The organism is Pedobacter jamesrossensis (assembly GCF_042650905.1).
Taxonomy (GTDB): Bacteria; Bacteroidota; Bacteroidia; order Sphingobacteriales; family Sphingobacteriaceae; genus Pedobacter; species Pedobacter jamesrossensis.
Genome location: NZ_JBHSBY010000004.1, coordinates 1 through 20,645 on the forward strand (window position 1 = coordinate 1; position 20,645 = coordinate 20,645).

At 35.5% G+C, this 20,645-nt stretch carries 17 protein-coding genes; 15 read left to right on the forward strand and 2 right to left on the reverse strand.

Annotated features, from left to right (window positions below; translation table 11 throughout):
- Positions 1-585: 585 nt before the first annotated feature.
- A complete protein-coding gene (locus tag ACFOUY_RS00150) occupies positions 586-867 on the reverse strand; it encodes an ATP-dependent Clp protease adaptor ClpS (RefSeq protein ID WP_029274160.1) in 282 nt (93 codons plus the stop codon).
- Between the two features lie 125 nt (positions 868-992).
- On the opposite strand from ACFOUY_RS00150, the gene ACFOUY_RS00155 reads away from it, so the two are divergent.
- From ACFOUY_RS00155 to ACFOUY_RS00170, 4 genes are all read left to right on the forward strand, one after another.
- Positions 993-2,039: a 3-oxoacyl-ACP synthase III family protein gene (locus ACFOUY_RS00155; RefSeq protein ID WP_378958418.1), complete on the forward strand. Its 1,047-nt coding sequence runs from the start codon at positions 993-995 to the stop codon at positions 2,037-2,039.
- A 94-nt stretch (positions 2,040-2,133) separates the two neighbouring features.
- A complete protein-coding gene (locus ACFOUY_RS00160) occupies positions 2,134-3,702 on the forward strand; it encodes a DUF1800 family protein (RefSeq protein ID WP_378958419.1) in 1,569 nt (522 codons plus the stop codon).
- A complete protein-coding gene (locus tag ACFOUY_RS00165; RefSeq protein ID WP_378958420.1) occupies positions 3,699-5,285 on the forward strand; it encodes a DUF1501 domain-containing protein in 1,587 nt (528 codons plus the stop codon). The genes ACFOUY_RS00160 and ACFOUY_RS00165 overlap by 4 nt, the downstream gene beginning before the upstream one ends.
- Positions 5,286-5,360: 75 nt before the next feature.
- Positions 5,361-6,314, forward strand: coding sequence for a Smr/MutS family protein (locus ACFOUY_RS00170; RefSeq protein ID WP_378958421.1), 954 nt, complete (start codon positions 5,361-5,363; stop codon positions 6,312-6,314).
- Between the two features lie 144 nt (positions 6,315-6,458).
- Here ACFOUY_RS00170 and ACFOUY_RS00175 read toward each other — a convergent pair whose 3' ends face one another.
- Positions 6,459-7,154 (reverse strand): pirin family protein, encoded by a 696-nt coding sequence (locus ACFOUY_RS00175; RefSeq protein WP_378958422.1) that lies wholly within the window; start codon positions 7,152-7,154, stop codon positions 6,459-6,461.
- Positions 7,155-7,420: 266 nt separating this feature from the next.
- Here ACFOUY_RS00175 and ACFOUY_RS00180 point away from each other — a divergent pair, with 266 nt between their 5' ends.
- The 11 genes from ACFOUY_RS00180 to ACFOUY_RS00230 all read left to right on the forward strand — a co-directional run bounded on the left by ACFOUY_RS00180 (position 7,421) and on the right by ACFOUY_RS00230 (position 20,553).
- Positions 7,421-7,720, forward strand: a complete 300-nt coding sequence (locus tag ACFOUY_RS00180; RefSeq protein WP_378958423.1) for a hypothetical protein — start codon at positions 7,421-7,423, stop codon at positions 7,718-7,720.
- 135 nt (positions 7,721-7,855) lie between these two features.
- Positions 7,856-11,329, forward strand: a complete 3,474-nt coding sequence (locus ACFOUY_RS00185) for a preprotein translocase subunit SecA (RefSeq protein WP_378958424.1) — start codon at positions 7,856-7,858, stop codon at positions 11,327-11,329.
- Between the two features lie 122 nt (positions 11,330-11,451).
- Positions 11,452-11,823: a PEGA domain-containing protein gene (locus ACFOUY_RS00190; protein WP_378958425.1), complete on the forward strand. Its 372-nt coding sequence runs from the start codon at positions 11,452-11,454 to the stop codon at positions 11,821-11,823.
- A gap of 127 nt (positions 11,824-11,950) precedes the next feature.
- Positions 11,951-12,397, forward strand: a complete 447-nt coding sequence (locus tag ACFOUY_RS00195) for an SPOR domain-containing protein (protein ID WP_378958426.1) — start codon at positions 11,951-11,953, stop codon at positions 12,395-12,397.
- A complete protein-coding gene (locus ACFOUY_RS00200; RefSeq protein ID WP_378958427.1) occupies positions 12,384-13,568 on the forward strand; it encodes a M20 metallopeptidase family protein in 1,185 nt (394 codons plus the stop codon). Before ACFOUY_RS00195 ends, ACFOUY_RS00200 begins: the two co-directional genes overlap by 14 nt.
- Positions 13,569-13,683: 115 nt before the next feature.
- Positions 13,684-14,619, forward strand: a complete 936-nt coding sequence (locus ACFOUY_RS00205; protein WP_378958428.1) for a hypothetical protein — start codon at positions 13,684-13,686, stop codon at positions 14,617-14,619.
- A 55-nt stretch (positions 14,620-14,674) separates the two neighbouring features.
- On the forward strand, positions 14,675-16,237 hold the full coding sequence (locus ACFOUY_RS00210; RefSeq protein WP_378958429.1) for a serine hydrolase: 1,563 nt from the start codon (positions 14,675-14,677) through the stop codon (positions 16,235-16,237).
- A 12-nt stretch (positions 16,238-16,249) separates the two neighbouring features.
- The gene (locus ACFOUY_RS00215) at positions 16,250-16,909 is read left to right on the forward strand and encodes an SGNH/GDSL hydrolase family protein (protein ID WP_378958430.1); all 660 of its coding nucleotides are present in this window, start codon (positions 16,250-16,252) and stop codon (positions 16,907-16,909) included.
- 172 nt (positions 16,910-17,081) lie between these two features.
- Positions 17,082-19,052 (forward strand): DNA primase, encoded by a 1,971-nt coding sequence (gene dnaG / locus ACFOUY_RS00220; protein WP_378958431.1) that lies wholly within the window; start codon positions 17,082-17,084, stop codon positions 19,050-19,052.
- 75 nt (positions 19,053-19,127) lie between these two features.
- Positions 19,128-19,493, forward strand: a complete 366-nt coding sequence (locus ACFOUY_RS00225) for a YraN family protein (protein WP_378958432.1) — start codon at positions 19,128-19,130, stop codon at positions 19,491-19,493.
- Complete coding sequence (locus ACFOUY_RS00230) at positions 19,471-20,553, forward strand: glutaminyl-peptide cyclotransferase (RefSeq protein ID WP_378958433.1); 1,083 nt, start codon at positions 19,471-19,473, stop codon at positions 20,551-20,553. The genes ACFOUY_RS00225 and ACFOUY_RS00230 overlap by 23 nt, the downstream gene beginning before the upstream one ends.
- The last annotated feature ends 92 nt before the right edge of the window (positions 20,554-20,645 follow it).

Genomic DNA, 20,645 nt, shown 5'->3' on the forward strand with positions numbered 1-20,645 from the left:
TAAACAATGAAATTTTAAACAAAACACTCATATTAAATGATGAGCAAAAATACCTGAGTCAATTATTTGATTTCTAAAATTGGGTGTCCCAGCGCGGAAGACAGGTGAATAAAGGATTCTCCGTAGTTTTGCCTAAAATATTTCCAATTCATTTCAAAATTTCGAAATATGAATGTTATACTATCGATTGGAATTATTTTAACTTTTTTGCCTAAATTATTCTGAAATTTTATTCGTGAAAGATATTCAGATTGGTCTATAATATACTTAATCTCGAATAGAGTAAAAGAAGTACTATCTCTTAAAAAATGAGATAAATTATTAAATGTAATAGGCTTATCTACCAATACTATTTTTTCATCTTGATGTTTCCAGAATTGAAAATCAGTAAGTAAATCTTGTGCAAGCTTTGTGTAAGCGGGATTTTCTGTATAAAATATTGGGTTGGCAGTTATGGGAGCTTTTGAATACTTTTTTTGCGGTTTGCAACTTAATAGTAACAACAAAATTAATAGGGGTATAACGCTCTTCATCTTTATTCTAAAAGATGATTTTATGTTACTCTTTCCATAATTGAAAAAAAAATTAATCAACAGAAACTGTTAATCCTTCTTGTTGCAAAATTTTACGGTAAACTTCCATCTCCGTAAAGGAGCCTTCTAAAACAGGGCATTTTCCATCATTATGCACTTTCCAGGCAATTTTTTCTGCCTGAGATTCGTTATAATCCAAGTATTTCATCATGCAATAAATTACATGGTCGAAAGTATTTATATCATCATTCCACAAAATAAGGCGATGTACGGTTTTTAATGAAGTTAGAATTTCTTCGAGCGTAAAGGTCTCTTCTTTGGTTTCTGTAGACATGGTGCAAAAATAAACATTAGTATCAAGTATTTAGTATCAAGTATCAAGATTTGTGCATTTTAGTATAAATGAAACGATGCATCTTCCATCCCTTTTAATACATTTGTTAACCAAATAATACGAGCATGCATCAATCAAAAATTGCAGGAATAGGCTACTATGTTCCTAAAAATGTATATACCAATAATGATTTAAGTCGTTTCATGGATACCAACGATGAATGGATTCAGGAACGTACAGGAATTAAAGAACGTCGTTTTGCAGATAGAAATGAAGAAACTACAACTACAATGGGTATTGAGGCATCTAAAATTGCCATCGAACGTGCCGGAATTACAGCAAGAGATATAGATTTTATTGTTTTTGCAACACTTAGTCCTGATTACTATTTCCCAGGATGTGGTGTTTTATTGCAAAGAGAAATGGGCATGGGCGAAATTGGTGCTTTAGATATTCGCAATCAATGTTCAGGCTTTGTTTATGCACTTTCGGTAGCCGACCAGTTTGTAAAAACAGGTATGTACAAAAATGTTTTAGTTGTTGGTAGCGAGAAACATTCTTTTGCTATGGATTTTGAAACCCGAAGCAGAAATGTATCTGTAATTTTTGGTGATGGGGCAGGAGCTGTTGTTTTACAGCCTACCGATGAGAAAGGTAAAGGAATTTTAAGTACGCATTTGCACAGCGATGGAGCAGATGCTGAAATTTTAGCGATGTATTATCCAGGTTCTCATGCCAATAAATGGATGAAGGATAAACCAGCTTTTCCAGATCAGGAATTGGGCGGATTATTTATGACACCCGAGATTTTAGAAAGTGGTGCAGCTTTACCTTATATGGATGGACCATCGGTTTTTAAAAAGGCAGTGGTTAAATTTCCAGAGGTAATTAAAGAAGCTCTAGCGGCTAATAATTTAACAGAGAAAGATATTGATATGCTGGTGCCACATCAGGCAAACTTGCGAATTAGCCAATACGTTCAAAATTTATTAGGCTTAAGTGATGACCAGGTTTTTAACAATATCCAAAAATACGGTAACACAACTGCAGCATCAGTGCCTATTGCTTTATGCGAGGCTTGGGAAGCAGGAAAAATAAAGGATGGGGATTTAGTTTGTTTGGCCGCTTTTGGCTCAGGTTTTACGTGGGCAAGTGCGTTAATTAGATGGTAATTTCACTTTCTGTAACTAAATTTTGACATTTCGTGTAAAATTACTGGAATTCAGTTAATTAATTCTTAGTTTTATTTGCTTCTAAAGAGATTTTATGGCAATAGAGATTTACTCTGGAAATTTCGGGACAAAAGAATTAAATCATTTACTAAAAAGAACACTTTTTGGTGCAAAAAGAAGTGAAGTAAACTCGCTTGTTGGTCAATCTGTATCTCAGGTAGTCGATTTGCTCTTAAAAGATTTGCCAATACCAAATCCGCCAATTAATAATTACAACGATACGGGTTATACAGATGCAAATGTACCTGCTGGACAAACCTGGGTAAATGCGCTTTATACGGATGGAACAGCCAATAGTCGCCGGGTATCTTCGTTTAAATCTTGGTGGGTAACTCAAATGCTTAATCAACCTGTTTCTTTACGAGAAAAAATGACGCTCTTTTGGCATAATCATTTTTCTACTGAGGCTGATACCGTTGATGATGCCCGTTACATTTATAAGCATAACAATTTACTTAGAAGCCTTGCTTTTGGCAATTTTAAAACCTTAACCAAGCAGGTTACTATCGACCCCGCAATGATTCGCTACCTTAACGGTTATGCAAGTACAAAAACAGCTCCCGATGAAAATTATGCAAGGGAATTACAGGAGCTTTTTACTTTAGGAAAAGGGCCAGATTCTAAATACACCGAAGCAGATGTAAAAGCTGCTGCTCGTTTATTAACTGGTTATACGCTCGATGGAGTAAACATCACATCAGTTTTTAATACTTCCAGACATGATATAACTGATAAACAGTTCTCCTCGTTTTATGGGAATAAGTTAATAAAGGGTAGAACAGGTACAGATGGGGCAAAAGAAGTTGACGATTTGCTGGATATGATTTTTGCACAAACAGAAGTAAGCAAATACATTTGCCGTAGGTTATATCGCTTTTTCGTTTATTATGATATTAACGTTGATATTGAATCAAATGTAATTACACCGTTAGCCGAAATCTTTAGAAATGCCAATTACGAAATAAAACCAGTTTTGAAGGCATTATTTACAAGTAGCCATTTCTTTTTGCCTCAAAACCGTTCCTGTAACATAAAAGGCCCAGTAGATTTTGTAGTTGGCCTTGCCCGAGAATTCGAAATCGTTTTCCCTGATGCGAGTGATTATGTAAACGTATATTATATGAGCGATTATTTGCGTAGCACAGCTTCTAACTTGCAGCAGAACCTTGGCGATCCGCCTAATGTTTCGGGTTGGCCTGCTTATTATCAGGCGCCGCAGTTTTACGAGCTTTGGGTAAATTCTGATACTTTGCCAAAACGCAATGTATTTACAGATCGATTTATTAGCAGTGGTTACACCCGAAATAGTAAAAAAATAGTTATCGATCCAATTGCATACACATCTAAATTTAGTAAACCAGAAGACCCAAATATAGTTGTGGATGAATCATTAGCACATCTTTATACAATAGATGTAAGTGCGGATGTAAAGAAATTTTTGAAAAGTATTTTGCTGAGTAATCAGGTTAATGATGCTTACTGGACAACCGCCTGGCAAGATTACAAAGCTGCACCAACCACAGCAAAAACGGCTATTGTACAAACCCGTTTGCAAGAGTTTTATAAATATATTATGAACCTTGAAGAATACCAGCTATCATGAAAAGAAGGGAATTTTTAACCAAAGCAATGCCGGCAGGAGTGGTTCTTCCATCTTTAATTGGAGGATTTTCCCTTAAGGCTTTTGGTGCTTCCAGTTTGCTTTCGGCGATTACGGCTGCCAATCAGGAAACAGATCATGTTTTGGTTATTATTCAGCTAAATGGTGGAAACGATGGTTTAAATATGATTCTTCCATTGGATCAGTATGATAATCTTACCTTGGCTCGCCCGAATATTATACTTCCTAAAAATAAAATTATAAAACTTACTGGTTATAATACTGGTATTCATCCATCAATGTCGGGTTTGGCGGGTTTATATGATGATGGTAAAGTACAGGTCATCCAATCTGTTGGGTATCCGCAACCTAACTTTAGTCATTTTAGAGCTACCGATATTTGGCTTTCTGCTTCTGATTCTGACCAAACCATTGAGAGCGGCTGGGCTGGGCGATATTTAGGTCAGGAATACACTAATTTTCCAATAGGTTATCCAAATACCGTAATGCCCGATCCTTTGGCTATTCAAATTGGTTCATTTATTTCACCCGCTTTTCAGGGCCCATCTGTAAATATGGGCATGGCAATATCCGATCCGGTTGACTTTTATAATCTCATAAACGGAATCCAATCGCCTGCACCAAATAGTAACGCAGGAAAAGAATTAACATACATCAGGCAGGTTTCTCAGCAAACTCAGCAATATGCTTCAGTAATAAAAACTGCTGCAGGTAAAGTAACCAAACAAGGTGTTTATCCTACTAATAACTCTTTAGCCGATCAGCTAAAAGTTGTTGCCAGATTAGTTGCGGGTGGATTAAAAACCCGCCTTTATATGGTAAATATCGGTTCTTTCGATACACATGCCGCTCAGGTAAATACGGGTGCTACCGAAACCGGAACTCATGCAGTTTTACTACAAAGAGTTAGCGATGCGATTAAAGCCTTTATGGATGATTTGAAAGGTTTGGGCGCATCGAAAAGGGTTGCCGGAATGACTTTTTCTGAATTTGGGAGGCGGATAAAATCTAATGCCAGTAATGGAACTGACCACGGCGCAGCCGCACCTTTAATTGTTTTTGGTGATGCGATACAGGGAGGTGTTCTTGGTAAAAATCCAACAATTTCTGCTTCAACTTCTGTAAATGATAATATCCCGATGCAATATGATTTTAGGTCGGTTTATGCTACTTTATTAGAGAAATGGTTTTGTGTTGATAAGGCAACATTATCTGGTGTAATGCTTAAAGATTTTCAATCTTTACCACTTATCCAGGCAAATACAAACTGCATGTCTACCAGTTTAGCGCAGGCAAATCATTTAAGTGGCGAAAGTTTAATTTCAAATTATCCAAATCCTTTTACTTCCTCTACCACTATAAAATACTCATCGAGAGGGGGGCATGTTTTAATTCAGGTTTTCAATACAATGGGCAAGCTAATGTCTACTGTAGTTGATGGTGTTAAAGATGAAGGCACTTACAACATAAATTTCGAAAACCAACATTTTGCGCCTGGTGTTTACTACGCTCGTCTCCAAAATGGCGAATTGCAGCAAGTTCGTAACATGCTCATCGTAGCCTAAACTAAAAATCGGTACCTTTGGTTAAATTAATTTCCTGAATTCTTCAGGTGGCATTTTCAATATCAAATAGAAAAAATGAAATTTAAGCTGGGTGATTTTGTGCGTTTTGTTGATGAAAAACGTGAGGGATATGTAACTAAAGTTATTGATGCACAAACTTTGGGCGTTACGGATGAAGACGGTTTTGAAATTCCGGTTGCTGTAAGTAATCTAACTTCGGTACATGGGCATGGTATTGTTGCCGAAGAAATCGATGTAGCAAAGCCAATTCATGTTAATGTGCCAAGCATTAGTAAAATAGAAAACGGAATTTATGTTGCTGTTGCTACTGATGATAAAGCAGGGAATGTTGTTCATTTTCACTTGCAAAATCAATCTGCAAATGTGCTTTTGGTTAGCTTGACAAGCGAGCGTAAGGAAAAATATACGGGTTCATTTTATGGTGTTTTAGAAGCTTATCAATCTAAATTAGTTTATTCTGCTTCACTTGCCGATTTAGATATTTGGCCTGAATTTACTTTCCAGATTTTGTTATTCAGCAAAGCTGATGTAAAGCCGGCAGAACCTTTGGTAATTAAAAAGAAATTTAGAGCCAAGGATTTTTCTACTGAGCAGAAAGAATTACCGCAGTTAAAAAATAAAGGCTGGTTGATCCGGTTGGATGAATTGCCAATGGTTGCTATAGATGCGCAGAAATTAAAAGAAAGCTTTTTTAAATCGCCAGCAGAAAAGAAAACTGTTGCTGCGCCAGCAAAAGAAATTGATTTACATATCGAAAAGTTAAGAGACGACCATCACTTTTTAGAAGCCGATGAAATGCTACAAATTCAATTATCGCATTTTCAAAATGCTTTAGATGCTGCTATTGTTCATCATTTCGATAAAATGATTTTTATTCACGGTTCAGGTAACGGAACTTTAAGAGATAAAATTCATAAACTAATTAGCAAAAATCCTCACATTAAAACATACATGGATGCGAGGAAAGAAAAGTTTGGTTATGGGGCAACTGAGGTCGTTTTTAAGTAGCCTAATCCCTAAAGGGGGAATTAAAAATCGCTGGGCAGATTGAAAAGTATAGATACTTTAGGAAATAGTTCTCGATAAAATAATTAAAGTAGTCTTTCGCAATACGGATTTTAAATTTGGTCTTTAGAAGGACAAAAGCCTCCTTTAGGGAGTTGGGGGCAATAATTCTAAAGCCACAACAATAGCATTATTACTAAGTGCTTTGAGTTCTACACTTTCTGTTTGCAAAAGTGCTAAGCCATCTCTTGCATGCATTAGTCTACCTTCAATTTCAAAGGTGCCATCTATAATAAAAGTATAAAAGCTGTTTGCAGAATTTTCCATTTTGTAAACAGCTTCGTTTCTTTCTGCAAAAATACCGACGCTTAGTTTAAAAGGAAGTTTGCCATCGTTTATAATTTCAATAAGCTGATTTGGATTTTTCTCAAAGTCGAAATCAATTAAAGTATTCTTGCTGAAAAAATAATCATCGTTTTTTATTCCAATTTGGATATAATTAATAGTATCGTCTTTATAAGGATTGCTAATTTCTAAAACTTCGCCTCTTTCCAATTGCAGAATCAAAACCCGACCTGTGTCAACTGAAAACTCTTTCGTTTTTGCAACAATATCAATTCCACCAGCTATTGGAATAAAAATTTGAGTAGAGTTTTCCTTGCATAGAAAGAAAGTTAATTTTCCATTAGCAATCAATTCATCATTGCAAAGAAACAAGCTTTCAAAAGGTTGTTTTTGCTCGTCAAAATACTTCTCGAAATTAAAAGTGCTGTATCTACGCAATATCGAAGTTTCTGTTAATCCGCGTTGGCTTGCTAAATATATTTTTACTGGAGATTCCATATTAAATGCTTTTGAATGAGTGATGACTGTTTTTCTGATTGCAAAATTAAGATTGCATTTTTAAATTCTATTAAGCTACTTTATGCAAAACTCATTTTAAGGGATTCGGATTTATGAGGTCAATTTTTTTCCATAAAAGAGCTGCTGTTTTTCTAACATAATTAGTAAAATAATGCATTAGTAAATCAATATAAAATTGAGGTATAATTTTTGAGATAATCTAATTTCGTTTTATAAAAGATAAAAATTAGCTTTGCCGTAAATTAATGAAACACTTAGTTACCATATCTCTAGTATTTTTTAGCTTAACACATTTGGCAAAAGCCGAACGTGTTGAAGGGCTTAGAATATTAAATGAATATTGTAATGAGCATAAAATCAGTACTAGTTCAACTGATAAAGCATCTGTTCAACTTAATGAAGAACGCAATCCTTATCTTTTATCATATACAAGTCTTGCGTTAATTGGAACCCAAACTCAATTAAAAGTTGCTAAATATGTGAGCGTAAATCAGTTGATTACTGATTTAACAATTAGGAAAAAACCTAAGAACAATAGCCCTTAATTCTCTTTTTATAAAAATCTTTTAAAGATTTTTAACCCCATTTACACTAATAACAGTCAAAATGACTTGTAACGAGCCATGGCTTGGTTGTTGTAACACACCTGTTTTTTTAATAATAAATACGATTTAAATATAATGTTAGGATTTTTAGCAAAGGTTTTCGGAAGTAAATCAGAAAGAGATATAAAAGGCATACAGCCCTTGGTTGTTAAAATAAATGAAGAATACGCTAAGTTATCTTCTATAAGTAACGATGAGTTGCGTGCTAAAACAATAGAGTTTAAAGGCAGAATTTCTGCATTTTTAACTGATATTGATGGTAAAATTTCTGCTCTAAAAGCAGATGCAGAGAATGAAGATTTAGATCTTCATCAAAAAACAGCTTTGTATGATCAGGTTGATGCTTTAGGTAAAGACCGTGATGCAGAATTAGAAAAAGTGCTTTTGGAAATTCTTCCCGAGGCTTTTGCTGTTGTTAAAGAAACTTCTCGTCGTTTAAGTGAAAATGATTTCTTAGAAGTTAGGGCTACACAATTTGATAGAGATTATGCTGCTCGCAAAAACAATGTGAAAATTGTTGGTGATAAAGCGCTATGGGCTAACCGCTGGGATGCTGCCGGAACTGAAGTTGTTTGGAACATGGTTCATTATGATGTCCAGTTAATCGGTGGTATTGTATTACACAGTGGTAAAATCGCGGAGATGGCTACTGGTGAAGGTAAGACCTTAGTAAGTACGTTACCTGCTTATTTAAATGCATTGGCTGGCGAAGGTGTTCATATCGTTACCGTGAATGATTATTTAGCTCGTCGTGATAGTGAGTGGAATGGTCCTTTATTCGAATTTCATGGAATTAGTGTAGATTGTATTGATAAACACGAGCCAAATTCGGAAGAAAGAAGACAAGCTTATGCTGCGGGAATTACTTACGGAACCAATAATGAGTTCGGGTTTGATTACCTGCGTGACAATATGTCGCAAACGCCTGATCAATTAGTGCAGCGTAAACCGCATTTTGCAATGGTAGATGAGGTCGATTCAGTATTAATTGATGATGCTCGTACACCTCTGATTATTTCTGGTCCAATTCCTCATGGAGATCAGCATGAATTTTATGAGTTAAAACCACGTATCGAACGTTTGGTAAATGCTCAGAAAGCGTATGTTACCCAAGCTTTAAATGAAGCTAAAAAATTAATTAATGCAGGTAACTCCGGAACGGAAGAAGGTGAAGGTGGATTAGCTTTATTACGTGCTTATCGTGGTTTGCCTAAAAACAAAGCTTTAATTAAGTTTTTAAGTGAAAGCGGTGTTCGTGGTTTATTGTTAAAAACAGAAAACTACTATATGGCAGACCAATCTAAGAATATGCCTAAGGTAGATTCTGAATTGTTCTTCTATATCGATGAAAAAAATAATCAGGTTGAATTAACTGAAAAAGGTATCGAATTGATTACACAATCTGGTGAAGATCCTCAATTCTTTATTTTACCTGATGTTGGTACTGAAGTTGCAGAATTAGAGAAATCAGATTTGCCTTTAGAAGAGAAAGTAGTAACTAAAGATGCTTTAATGCGTGATTATTCTGTCAAAGCAGAACGTATTCACTCGGTTAACCAATTATTAAAAGCTTATACTTTATTCGAAATCGATGTTGAATACATCATCGATGAAGGAAAAATTAAAATTGTTGATGAGCAAACAGGCCGTATTATGGATGGCCGCCGTTACTCTGATGGTTTGCATCAGGCAATTGAAGCTAAAGAAAATGTAAAGGTTGAGGATGCAACTCAAACTTATGCAACTGTAACCTTGCAAAACTATTTCCGTATGTACCACAAACTTTGCGGTATGACGGGTACTGCAACTACAGAGGCAGGCGAGTTTTGGTCTATCTATAAATTAGATGTTGTTGAAATTCCGACTAACAGAAACATTTCCAGAATTGATGATCAAGATTACGTTTACCGTACTGTTCGAGAAAAATATAATGCAGTTGCTGCAGAAATTCAATTTTTAGTTTTTCCATACACGCACTACGAGCCAGAATACGAACTTGATAAAGAAGGTAACGTTAAACAAAAAGATGGTAAGCCGGTTGTTAAATTCGATGCTACAGGTAGAATTGTACCTAAACTTGATGCAAAAGGCGCTTTAATTCCTGCAGTTAATCCTCAAACTGGTCAGTTAGAATCAAAAGCTGGTCGTCCTGTATTAGTAGGTACAACATCAGTTGAAATTTCAGAACTTTTAAGCCGTATGCTTAAACTTCGTGGAATTAAGCACAATGTATTAAATGCTAAAATGCACCAGAAAGAGGCAGATATTGTTGCCGAAGCTGGTCAGGCTGGTCAGGTTACTATTGCCACCAACATGGCTGGTCGTGGTACGGATATTAAACTGGGTGCAGGCGTTAAAGAAGCTGGTGGTTTAGCTATCGTTGGTACAGAACGCCACGAATCTCGTCGTGTTGACAGACAGTTACGTGGTCGTGCCGGTCGTCAGGGTGATCCGGGATCATCGCAGTTCTTTGTGTCGTTAGAAGATAACTTAATGCGTTTATTTGGTTCAGAAAGAATCTCAAGCATTATGGTTCGTATGGGTATCGAAGATGGAGAGGTTATTCAACATTCGATGATTACAAAATCTATCGAGCGTGCTCAGAAAAAAGTAGAAGAAAATAACTTTGGTATTCGTAAACGTTTGTTAGAGTATGATGATGTGATGAACTCGCAGCGTACTGTAATTTATGCTAAACGTAAAAATGCTCTATTCGGCGAGCGTTTGGATGTCGATATGAACAACATGGTTTTCGATGTTGCAGAAGATATTGTAACAGAATACAAAACTGAAGGTAATTATGAAGGTTTTAAATTAGAGGTAATTAAAAACTTCTCTGTTGATACCGCAATTACAGAAAAAGAATTTTCAACGGGCAATATTACCGCATTAACCGAAAAACTATTTGACGAAGCGGAAACTTTTTATGCTCGCAAATCAGAAGCTATTATACAGCAATCTTTACCTGTTTTAACTCAGGTTTACGAAGAACGCGGTCAGCATATCGAACAAATCGTTGTGCCATTTACGGATGGTATTCGTGGTATTCAGGTTGCAGTTGATTTGAAAAAAGCAATCGATAATAAGGGAAAGGAAGTTGTTCGTTCGTTTGAAAAAACAATTGTTCTAGCTTTAATTGATGATAGCTGGAAAGAGCATTTACGTGAAATGGACGATTTAAAACAATCTGTACAGAATGCAGTTTACGAGCAAAAGGATCCATTAGTAATTTATAAAATGGAAGCATTTAACTTATTTAAAAATATGCTTAATGCAGTTAATAAAGAAGTTGTAAGTTTCTTATATAAAGGTGGTATCCCTGCTCAGCAAGAGCCAGATCAGGTTAGAGAAGCACCAGCTCCTGTTAAACAACCTAAATTGCAAACCACTAAACAAGAGTTTGGTGCAGAACAGCCAGGTGTTGAATTTGGAGATACTCGCGAAGCTGTTCCTCAACAACCGATTCGTAAAGAAGCAACAGTTGGACGTAACGAGCCTTGCCCTTGCGGAAGTGGTAAGAAATATAAAAATTGCCACGGAGCTAGTTAGGAATACTATTTTAATAGATACATTATCAGAGTCTTGGCTATCGTCAAGGCTCTTTTTTTGTAACTAGGTTTTTAAGTTTCAGAATTAAGCATATATTTAGAAACACACAAAAATACACACAAATGAAAAAGATTTTTAACATTTTTGCCATTTCGGCAACGGTGATGCTATCGAGCTGCGCTACCGTTTTTACAGGTACAAAACAAACGATTAATTTTAAAACAGACCCGCCAGCGGCTGATATTGAAGTAGACGGTTTAAAGGTTGGTGTAACGCCAATGGATGTAACCTTAAAAAAGGGATTTACAGGACAGACAGTTAGTTTTAAATTAAATGGTTACGAAACTAAATCATTTCAACCTACTACAACATTTAACCCAGTAACGGTATTAAATGTAATTGGTTTACTTGGCTTCCCTATTGATGCTGCAACAGGTGCCATGATGAAATACGACCCTAAAGTTTATGAATTTAAACTAGAACCCAAAAAATAAACATTTTAAATTTTGGAGAATGAAGATGCAGTATATAAACTAGCATTTGCACAACCCATAAAGAATGCCGAATTTTGCAAGAAGTTCGGCATTCTTGTTTTTAGCCCAATCGAGTTCAAATAGTATCATGAAAATAATTTACACCATTGCTGTTTTCCTTTTTTTATTCAAAGTTTCTTTTGCTCAAAAGGGCGAAGTAACGGTTATAAAAGACCCGATGATAGATAGTTTGATAGCTAAACGAATTGAAGTTTACAGAACTGGTGGCGATGTTACAATAAAACCTAATAAAGCAGTAGTTTCCGATTATGGTTACCGGGTGCAGGTTTTTTATGGTTCCGATCGGCGGGAAATGTTTAATCAGCAAGCTAAATTTAAAAGTAGTTATCCTAGAATAAACACATACATCGTTTACAAAGAACCAAACTATTATTTACGTGTTGGCGATTTCAGAACCAGACTTGAAGCCCAACGCTTAATGAGCGAACTTAGACCAACCTTCCCAACACTTTTTATTTTTAGGGAAAAAATTAATGCACCACTTTTAGATACAACATCCGATGATCAAAAATAAAATTAAAGACCTTGCCGAAAACATTTTTAATGATGTTGTAGGTTATCGTCGTCACATACATGCAAATCCAGAATTATCTTATAAAGAATTTGAAACATCATTATTTATTAAAGATAAACTTACAAAGTGGGGGATTGAATTTACGAGTTGCGCCAATACTGGCGTTGTTGGTTTAATAAAAGGAAATCTTCCATCAGATAAAATAATTGCGCTCCGAGGTGATATGGATGCTCTGCCAATCCACGAGGATAGTGATAAACCATATCGTTCAAAAAATCATGGTGTAATGCATGCCTGCGGTCATGATGTGCACACTTCTTCACTTTTAGGAACGGCTTTTATCCTTAATCAATTAAAAGATGAGTTTGGCGGAACTATAAAATTGATTTTTCAACCCGCTGAAGAATTACTTCCAGGCGGTGCCAGTATTATGATTAAAGAGGGCGTACTGGAAAATCCAAAACCACAATATATCGTTGGTCAACATGTTATGCCGTTAATCGAATCTGGTAAAGTTGGTTTCCGTTCGGGTATTTACATGGCATCAACTGATGAGTTATACGTAACTGTAACAGGTAAAGGTGGGCATGGCGCACAACCACATCAAAATATCGATCCAGTTTTAATTGCTTCGCACATTATAGTTGCTTTGCAGCAAATTGTTAGCCGCAATGCCGATCCACGCTTGCCATCTGTTTTATCATTTGGAAAAGTTACTGCAAATGGTGCAACCAATATTATTCCTAATGAAGTTAAAATTGAAGGCACTTTTAGAACATTAGATGAAGACTGGAGAACTGAAGCACACAAAAGAATGAAAAAGATGGCCGAAGGAATGGCCGAAAGCATGGGCGGAAGCTGTGATTTCGATATTCATAGAGGTTATCCGTTTTTAATTAACGAGGAAAAACTAACCGCAAATGCAAGAGCCTTTGCGGAAGATTTTTTGGGTAAAGAAAACGTTGTTGATTTAGATATCTGGATGGCAGCCGAAGATTTTTCTTTTTACTCGCAGGTAACTGATGCTTGTTTTTATCGTTTAGGAACAGGTAATAAAGCAAAGGATACCGAATATTCTGTGCACACGCCTAAGTTTGATATTGATGAAGATGCGCTTAAAATTTCGACTGGTTTAATGGCTTATATCGCAGTTAAACAGTTAGGAAACTAGAAATATTTAAGATGGCAAATGTAATAATGGAAGATGGATTCTCATTTCACTATCTGTCTTCCATCCAACATCATTCATTTTAAAAAGGGCATCATTTTTGAATACACATCACCATATGAAAAAAATACTGTTAATTATAGCCTTATCTACATTTTTCCTTAAAGGTTATAGTCAAATAATCGATCGTTTTAATCCAGATACAATAAAAACGATTACGCTCGATTCTAGCGTTAACATAAAAGCTGAAAAGTTAAACATCGAAACTTTTATTAATAAAGTAATTAACGATACCTCTTTTTATCAATCTTTTAGAGATATGAAGCGCTACAGTTTCATCGCCGAAAACCGAATTTACAGTTACGATAAAAAGAATAAGGTTGATGGACGGATTTACCGCAAAATAAAGCACAATAACAAAGGGCCTTATAAAATGGAATATCTTATTAAGGAAGATGAGGGTAAAATGTATAAGAAGAATGGTAAGTATCAGCTTTACACAGTAGAAATGTTCGATTATATTTTTATGAATGCCTACAATACCGATTTTGTACCAAATGCACCGGCAGAAGATGGTAAGGGCGGTACAAATGAAAGTTATAAAGCGAAATTGAAAACCCTTATTTTTAATCCCGGCCGCCCGGTTAAAGTACCTTTTATTGGCAGTAAAACTGAAATTTTCTCGGCAAATATGCGTCAATATTACGATTACTCTTTTGCCAGTGGAACCTATTTAGATTCGATTCCTGTTTATCGGTTTAAGGTTTCTGTTAAACCCGATTTAAGCAGTTGGACTAAAGATGGTATTATGATTAAAGAACTTGTAACCATTTTTGATAAACGAAATTTTAATATTCTTGGTCGTTATGTAGATATGAAATACGGCAATATGTTGTTTGATTTCAACGTACAGATGAATATTGAAATGGGCTACTTCGGCGATGATAAACTGCCTACAAAAATAACTTATCAGGGAAACTGGGATTATCCATTTAAAAAGGAAGAACGGGCAAGTTTCTTAATTGTACACAAAGATTACAAGCTGGAAAAGTAGTATCGATTGTCGGATAAAAAGATTTATTATCTTTAACCTTCAAAACAACCGATAAATGCATCCATTCTTTTCTATTAAATTTAAACTCTTATTTTTTTTAGTTTTTACCTCTTTAAGTGCTCTAAGGGCACAGGTTTTAACTTCAAAACAAATTGATAGTGTTGTCGAAAAGACGCTAAGTACTTTTAATGTTCCTGGAATTGCGGTTTCTGTAATAAAAGATGGTAAGGTGATTCACGCTAAAGGTTATGGTGTAAGCTCAATAAGAACCAACAAAAAAGTTGATGAAAATACACTTTTTGGTGTTGCATCTAATACTAAAGCATTTACAGCTGCTGCATTAGGTATGCTGGTTGATGAAAAGAAAATTACCTGGGATACAAAGGTAACGGATGTAATTCCAGAGTTTAAGATGTACGATGCTTACGTAACTTCAGAATTTACAATTCGCGATTTACTTACACACCGTAGTGGCTTAGGCTTAGGTGCTGGCGATTTAATGATTTGGCCAGATTCATCAACGGTTGATAAAAAACAACTGATTCATAACCTTCGGTATTTAAAACCGGTTTCATCTTTTCGTACAAAATACGATTACGATAACCTAATGTATATTGTTGCTGGGGATATTGTAGCAAGGGTTTCGGGTATTTCTTACGAAGACTTTATCGAGACTAAATTTTTCAAACCACTTGGAATGAGTAAAACTGCCGCCTCTTGGTATCGTTTAAAAGATAAATCGAACGTAATTGATGGTCATGCTCCTTACGAAGGAAAACTGCTTCCTGTAGGTTTAAGTTTTGGCGAAGTTGCAAATGCTGCGGGTGGGATTTATTCGAATGTTATAGATATGAGTAAATGGGTTACCGCTATGATTAATGGAGGTAAATATGGCGAAAATCTTGATAAATCTCTTTTTAGTCCTGCAGTGCATAAAGAATTATGGACTCCGCAAACCATTATTGCTGGCGGAAATCCTGCAAGCTTTAGTAGTTACGGATTAGGTTGGTTTTTAAGCAACGTTAACGGGAATTTTCAGGCAACACATACTGGCGGTTTATCGGGTATTGTAACACAGGTAACCATTATTCCAGAAATGAAGTTAGGTATAATTGTATTAACCAACCAGCAATCTGGCGCTGCTTTTAATTCTATTACCAGTTCAATTAGAGATGGTTATTTAGGTATTAAAGGCCAGGATAGGATTAAAACCTACAACGATAACCGACTTAGAAATGAAAAGCAGGCTAATGAAATGGTGGTTAAAGTTGCCGCTGATATTGAAGCACAGCAAAAGGCAAATACAACAAAACCAGATGTAAAGAACTATTTGGGAACATTTAATGATGCCTGGTTCGGGCAAGTAACTATCAGTGAAGTTAAGAGCAAAATGCATTTTCAAGCTAAAAATGCACCAAAGTTGAGAGGTGATATGACTTTTTATAAAGGAAATACGTTTATTGTTAAATGGTACGATAGAAGTTTAGATGCCGACGCCTTTGTAAATTTTACATTGGATACTAATGCTAATGCAAACGGATTTAAAATGGAGTCAATTTCACCATTAACCGATTTTAGTTTCGATTTTCAAGATCTTGATTTCAAAAAAACCAAATAATAAAATAGCACTATGAGAACCACATTAAAAATCACCTTATTCTTTTCAGTTTGTATACTATTTTTAACCTCGATGACATTTAAACCGAAACGCATTATATTTTTTGGTGATTCAATAACCCAGCAAGGCGTATCAAAAAATGGGTATGTTACTCTAATAAAAAAAGCATTAGATACTACTAAATATGAAGTGCTTGGTGCAGGCATTGGAGGAAACAAAGTTTACGATTTATATCTCCGTTTAGAAGATGATGTGTTAAATAAGAAACCCGATTTAGTGGTAATTTATGTTGGCATTAATGATGTATGGCACAAACAATCGTCACATACTGGTACAGATTATGATAAGTACTTGAAATTTTATCAAGCATTAATTAATAAAATTCAGGGCGCAGGAAGTAAAGTTGTGTTGGTTACCCCATCAGTAGTTGGTGAGAAAAAAGACGGCACAAACGAGCTTGATGCAGATTTAAATAAATATGCCGAAGGAATAAGGCAGCTAGCTGCTAAAAATAACTTGCCTGTTTGCGATTTAAGAAAGATATTCGCTGATTATGAGGCGAAAAATAACACTGAAGATATAGAAAAAGGTATTTTAACGGTTGACAGAGTTCACTTAAATGAAACAGGGAATAAATTGGTTGCAGAACAGTTATTGCCTTTGGTAAAGTAACCCCCTAGTCCACTAAAGGGGGAACTCAAAATGGGATGGTAAGGCAATGGTTTTATGCAATTTACATTAACGATAGAAAAAAGCGCCAGTAAGGTGTGTAATTATATCGTAGAAAAATTATGCAATTTACATTAACGATAGAAAGGAAAAGCCCCTTTAGGGGTTTGGGGTTATGATAAACCGCGAAACGATAGATAAGATAATGGATACCGCCCGCATTGAGGAGGTAGTAGGGGATTTTGTGCACTTAAAAAAACGCGGAACAAGTTTAATTGGTAATTGTCCTTTTCATGGAGAGAAAACACCTTCATTTCACGTATCAGTAACTAAAGGCATTTACAAGTGTTTCGGTTGTGGTAAGGGTGGCGATTCGGTTCGTTTTATAATGGACCATGAAAAGTATTCCTATCCAGAAGCACTCAAGTTTTTAGCTAATCGATATAATATTGAGGTTGAGGAAACTGAATTATCCCCTCAAGATGCAGAAGCACAAAATGCAAAAGAGAGTTTATATATTGTTTCTCAATATGCATCGGCTTTCTTCGTAAAACAACTTTGGGAAACGGACGAAGGTAGAGGAATTGGTCTCAGTTATTTTAAAGAACGTGGTTTCAGAGAAGATATTTTAAAGAAATTTGAAGTCGGTTATTCGCCCGATGTTTGGGATGCAATGACGCAAAGCGCTTTAAAGGAAGGGCATAAGTTAGAGTTTTTAGAGCAAACGGGTTTATCCATAAAAAATGACAACGGCAAAATTTACGATCGCTTTCGTGGTCGTGTAATGTTCCCGATTCACAATTTTACAGGAAGAATTATTGGTTTTGGAGGCAGAACCTTAAAAACGGATAAGAACGTTCCGAAATATGTAAACTCTCCAGAAAGTGAAATTTATCATAAATCAAACGTGCTTTATGGCTTATTTCATGCAAAGAAAGCTATTCGAGATCTAGATAACTGCTATCTGGCCGAGGGTTATGCCGATGTACTTTCCGTTCATCAGGCGGGTATAGAAAATGTGGTGGCATCATCCGGAACTTCCCTTACCGTAGAGCAGATTAAATTAATCGGTCGTTTTACACAAAACGTAACCATTCTTTTTGATGGCGATGCGGCTGGTATAAAAGCCTCACTTCGTGGCTTGGATATGATTTTGGAGGAAGGATTAAATGTAAAAATTGTTTCTTTCCCAGATGGGCATGACCCAGATTCGTATATGCATCATGTAGGTGCTGGGGCTTTCAAAACGTATATTGAAGATAATCGTAAAGATTTCATTCTTTATAAAGCCAATGTTCTGCTTAAAGAAGCAGGCACCGACCCAATTAAAAGAGCAGGTATAATCCGTGATATTGTAGAAAGTATTGCTAAAATACCCGACCCGATTAAAGCATCGGTTTTTATAAGAGAAAGTAGCAGTTTATTACAAATTGAAGAAAGTATTTTACTTTCCGAATTGAATAAAATGCGCTCTGCAAAAAGCAAGAAAACTTTCGAAAGCAATCAAAGAGCAAACAATAGCAATAGTTATTCTTCTGGTCCTCCTGAACCACTTGGTCCGCCAGATGATTTATGGGATGATAATGCAGGATCATCGCCTTCTGGTCAGGCTGCAGAAGCAGATGAAACACAAGAAAAGGAAATTGTGCGTTTATTGCTAGCCTACGGACATGAGTTTGTAAATTGGGATAACATTGATGATATGGTTATCGGGTCTTTCGTTATGCAAAATCTGGCAGATGTTGAATTTGAAAATCAACTTTGTAAAAGAATAATCGAATATTATAAATCGGAAATTGATAATGGTCGTTTGCCAACAGCAAATCACTTTATCAAACACCAAGATAGAGATATTGCCGATTTGGCGATAACCCTTTCTACCTCAGAATATGCTTTAAGCGATAACTGGTTGAACAAACACCAGATTTATGTTAAAGATGAAACGATGCACTTAAAAGCAACAATTTTAGGTGGCATCTTTCACTTAAAAAAACGTAAGGTTGATAAAATTTTATCGAATCTCTTAAAAGAAATTAAAGATGAAAAGGATAACGATAATCAAATGATTTTGATGCAGCGTTATGGGGTTATTAAAGGCGTAGAAAGAGAAATATCAAAGTTTTTAGGCTCAGTAATTGTAAAATAGTTATCGGTTATCTGTTGTGTGTTGCCTGTTTGGGGGCAAGAACAGTGACTAATAATCGACAACAGATAACCGAACATGGCATTACATAACGACTTAGGTAAAAAAGGAGAGGCCATAGCTAAATCATATCTTGAAGAAAAAGGATATGAAATTCTTGATGAAAACTGGGTGTATGGGAAAGCTGAAATCGACCTGATAGCATATAAAAATGGCTTAATGGTTTTTGTTGAAGTTAAGTCCAGGACATCTGTTGCCTTTGGTCAGCCAGAAGAATTTGTGCAAAAAGCGAAGCAAAAAAAAATGGAATTGGCCTCGCTTGAATATATTGAAATTATGAATCATCAAAATGAAATCCGTTTTGATATAATTGCGATAACTTTTAAAAAAGATAATACATACATTTTAAACCACATCGAAGATGCTTTTTGGCCTGAAGATTAATCACCTCAAAACCCTACTCTTTATTGCAGTTGTAATGAGTTTGGCAAGTTCATGTAATAACCATTCTTCAACCGGAACTTACCGTAGTTTTATTTCTCCATTAATTGGCTTAAATGTGAAATCGGGGAATGATTTTGATGTTCAAGTGCTTTTTGGGAAAGAAAAAAAGGTAGATTCTGTAGTGTATTTAATTGATACTGTTAAAACGGTTTCGAAAACCGATACAGCGGCTATAAAACTTAGAACAGAAGGTTTAAAATTAGGTAACCATTTGCTAACAGCTAAAATTTATAATGGAGGCGAATCGGAAGATTTAACATCCAACATTAATATTCTTGCCGCAAAAGCTCCAGATTTATACACTTACAAAGTTATTTCAAAGCTTCCTCACGATACTTCTGCTTATGTTGAGGGATTGGAGTATCATGATGGGTTTTTCTATGAAGGAACTGGTGAGAAAGGTAATTCTGACCTTCGAAAGGTTAATCTGCAAACTGGTAAAGTTTTACAAAGAGCAAAATTAGATACCGCTCTATTTGGCGAAGGCATTACCATAATCGGCAATAAAATTTTTCAATTAACCTGGATGGATAAGAAAGCCTTTGTTTACGATAAAAACACATTTAAACAAGTAGCAGAATTGCAATATAATAGAGAGGGTTGGGGTTTAGCATTTGATGGGCAAAAAATTCTAGCTTCAGATGGCTCAAATACAATCTATTTTCTTGACAAAGACAATTATCAGCAAATTGGTTCTATCGAAGTTTATGATGATAAAGCTGAAATAAGGCAGTTAAATGAACTGGAATTTATTGATGGTAAAATTTATGCCAATGTGTACCAAACCAACACTATTGTGATTATCAACCCTGAAAACGGAGCCGTTGAAGGAAAAATAGATTTAACAGGAATATTTCCAGTTGCCGATTATTATAAAACTGATGATGCAAGGGGGAATAATGTATTAAACGGTATAGCATACGATAAAGCCAGAAAACGACTTTTTGTAGCTGGAAAGAAATGGCCTTATATTTTTGAGATTCAAATTTTAAAGAAATAGTACAACTGATTTTTGAGTTTTGCTTTTAAATAGGATTAACAAAGTTTCTTTAAAAATTTCAAAGAAACTTCATTAGTTTAACAGGCATAAAA

Bases quoted from the DNA above. Each gene is read 5' to 3' on its own strand.
- ACFOUY_RS00230 (WP_378958433.1), top strand. From the start codon at position 19,471: ATGCTTTTTGGCCTGAAGATTAATCACCTCAAAACCCTACTCTTTATT.
- ACFOUY_RS00175 (WP_378958422.1), bottom strand. From the start codon at position 7,154: ATGGAATCTCCAGTAAAAATATATTTAGCAAGCCAACGCGGATTAACA.
- ACFOUY_RS00160 (WP_378958419.1), top strand. From the start codon at position 2,134: ATGGCAATAGAGATTTACTCTGGAAATTTCGGGACAAAAGAATTAAAT.
- ACFOUY_RS00170 (WP_378958421.1), top strand. From the start codon at position 5,361: ATGAAATTTAAGCTGGGTGATTTTGTGCGTTTTGTTGATGAAAAACGT.
- ACFOUY_RS00165 (WP_378958420.1), top strand. From the start codon at position 3,699: ATGAAAAGAAGGGAATTTTTAACCAAAGCAATGCCGGCAGGAGTGGTT.
- ACFOUY_RS00185 (WP_378958424.1), top strand. From the start codon at position 7,856: ATGTTAGGATTTTTAGCAAAGGTTTTCGGAAGTAAATCAGAAAGAGAT.
- ACFOUY_RS00190 (WP_378958425.1), top strand. From the start codon at position 11,452: ATGAAAAAGATTTTTAACATTTTTGCCATTTCGGCAACGGTGATGCTA.
- ACFOUY_RS00205 (WP_378958428.1), top strand. From the start codon at position 13,684: ATGAAAAAAATACTGTTAATTATAGCCTTATCTACATTTTTCCTTAAA.
- ACFOUY_RS00225 (WP_378958432.1), top strand. From the start codon at position 19,128: ATGGCATTACATAACGACTTAGGTAAAAAAGGAGAGGCCATAGCTAAA.
- ACFOUY_RS00155 (WP_378958418.1), top strand. From the start codon at position 993: ATGCATCAATCAAAAATTGCAGGAATAGGCTACTATGTTCCTAAAAAT.
- ACFOUY_RS00180 (WP_378958423.1), top strand. From the start codon at position 7,421: ATGAAACACTTAGTTACCATATCTCTAGTATTTTTTAGCTTAACACAT.
- ACFOUY_RS00210 (WP_378958429.1), top strand. From the start codon at position 14,675: ATGCATCCATTCTTTTCTATTAAATTTAAACTCTTATTTTTTTTAGTT.
- ACFOUY_RS00215 (WP_378958430.1), top strand. From the start codon at position 16,250: ATGAGAACCACATTAAAAATCACCTTATTCTTTTCAGTTTGTATACTA.
- ACFOUY_RS00200 (WP_378958427.1), top strand. From the start codon at position 12,384: ATGATCAAAAATAAAATTAAAGACCTTGCCGAAAACATTTTTAATGAT.
- ACFOUY_RS00195 (WP_378958426.1), top strand. From the start codon at position 11,951: ATGAAAATAATTTACACCATTGCTGTTTTCCTTTTTTTATTCAAAGTT.
- dnaG (WP_378958431.1), top strand. From the start codon at position 17,082: ATGATAAACCGCGAAACGATAGATAAGATAATGGATACCGCCCGCATT.
- ACFOUY_RS00150 (WP_029274160.1), bottom strand. From the start codon at position 867: ATGTCTACAGAAACCAAAGAAGAGACCTTTACGCTCGAAGAAATTCTA.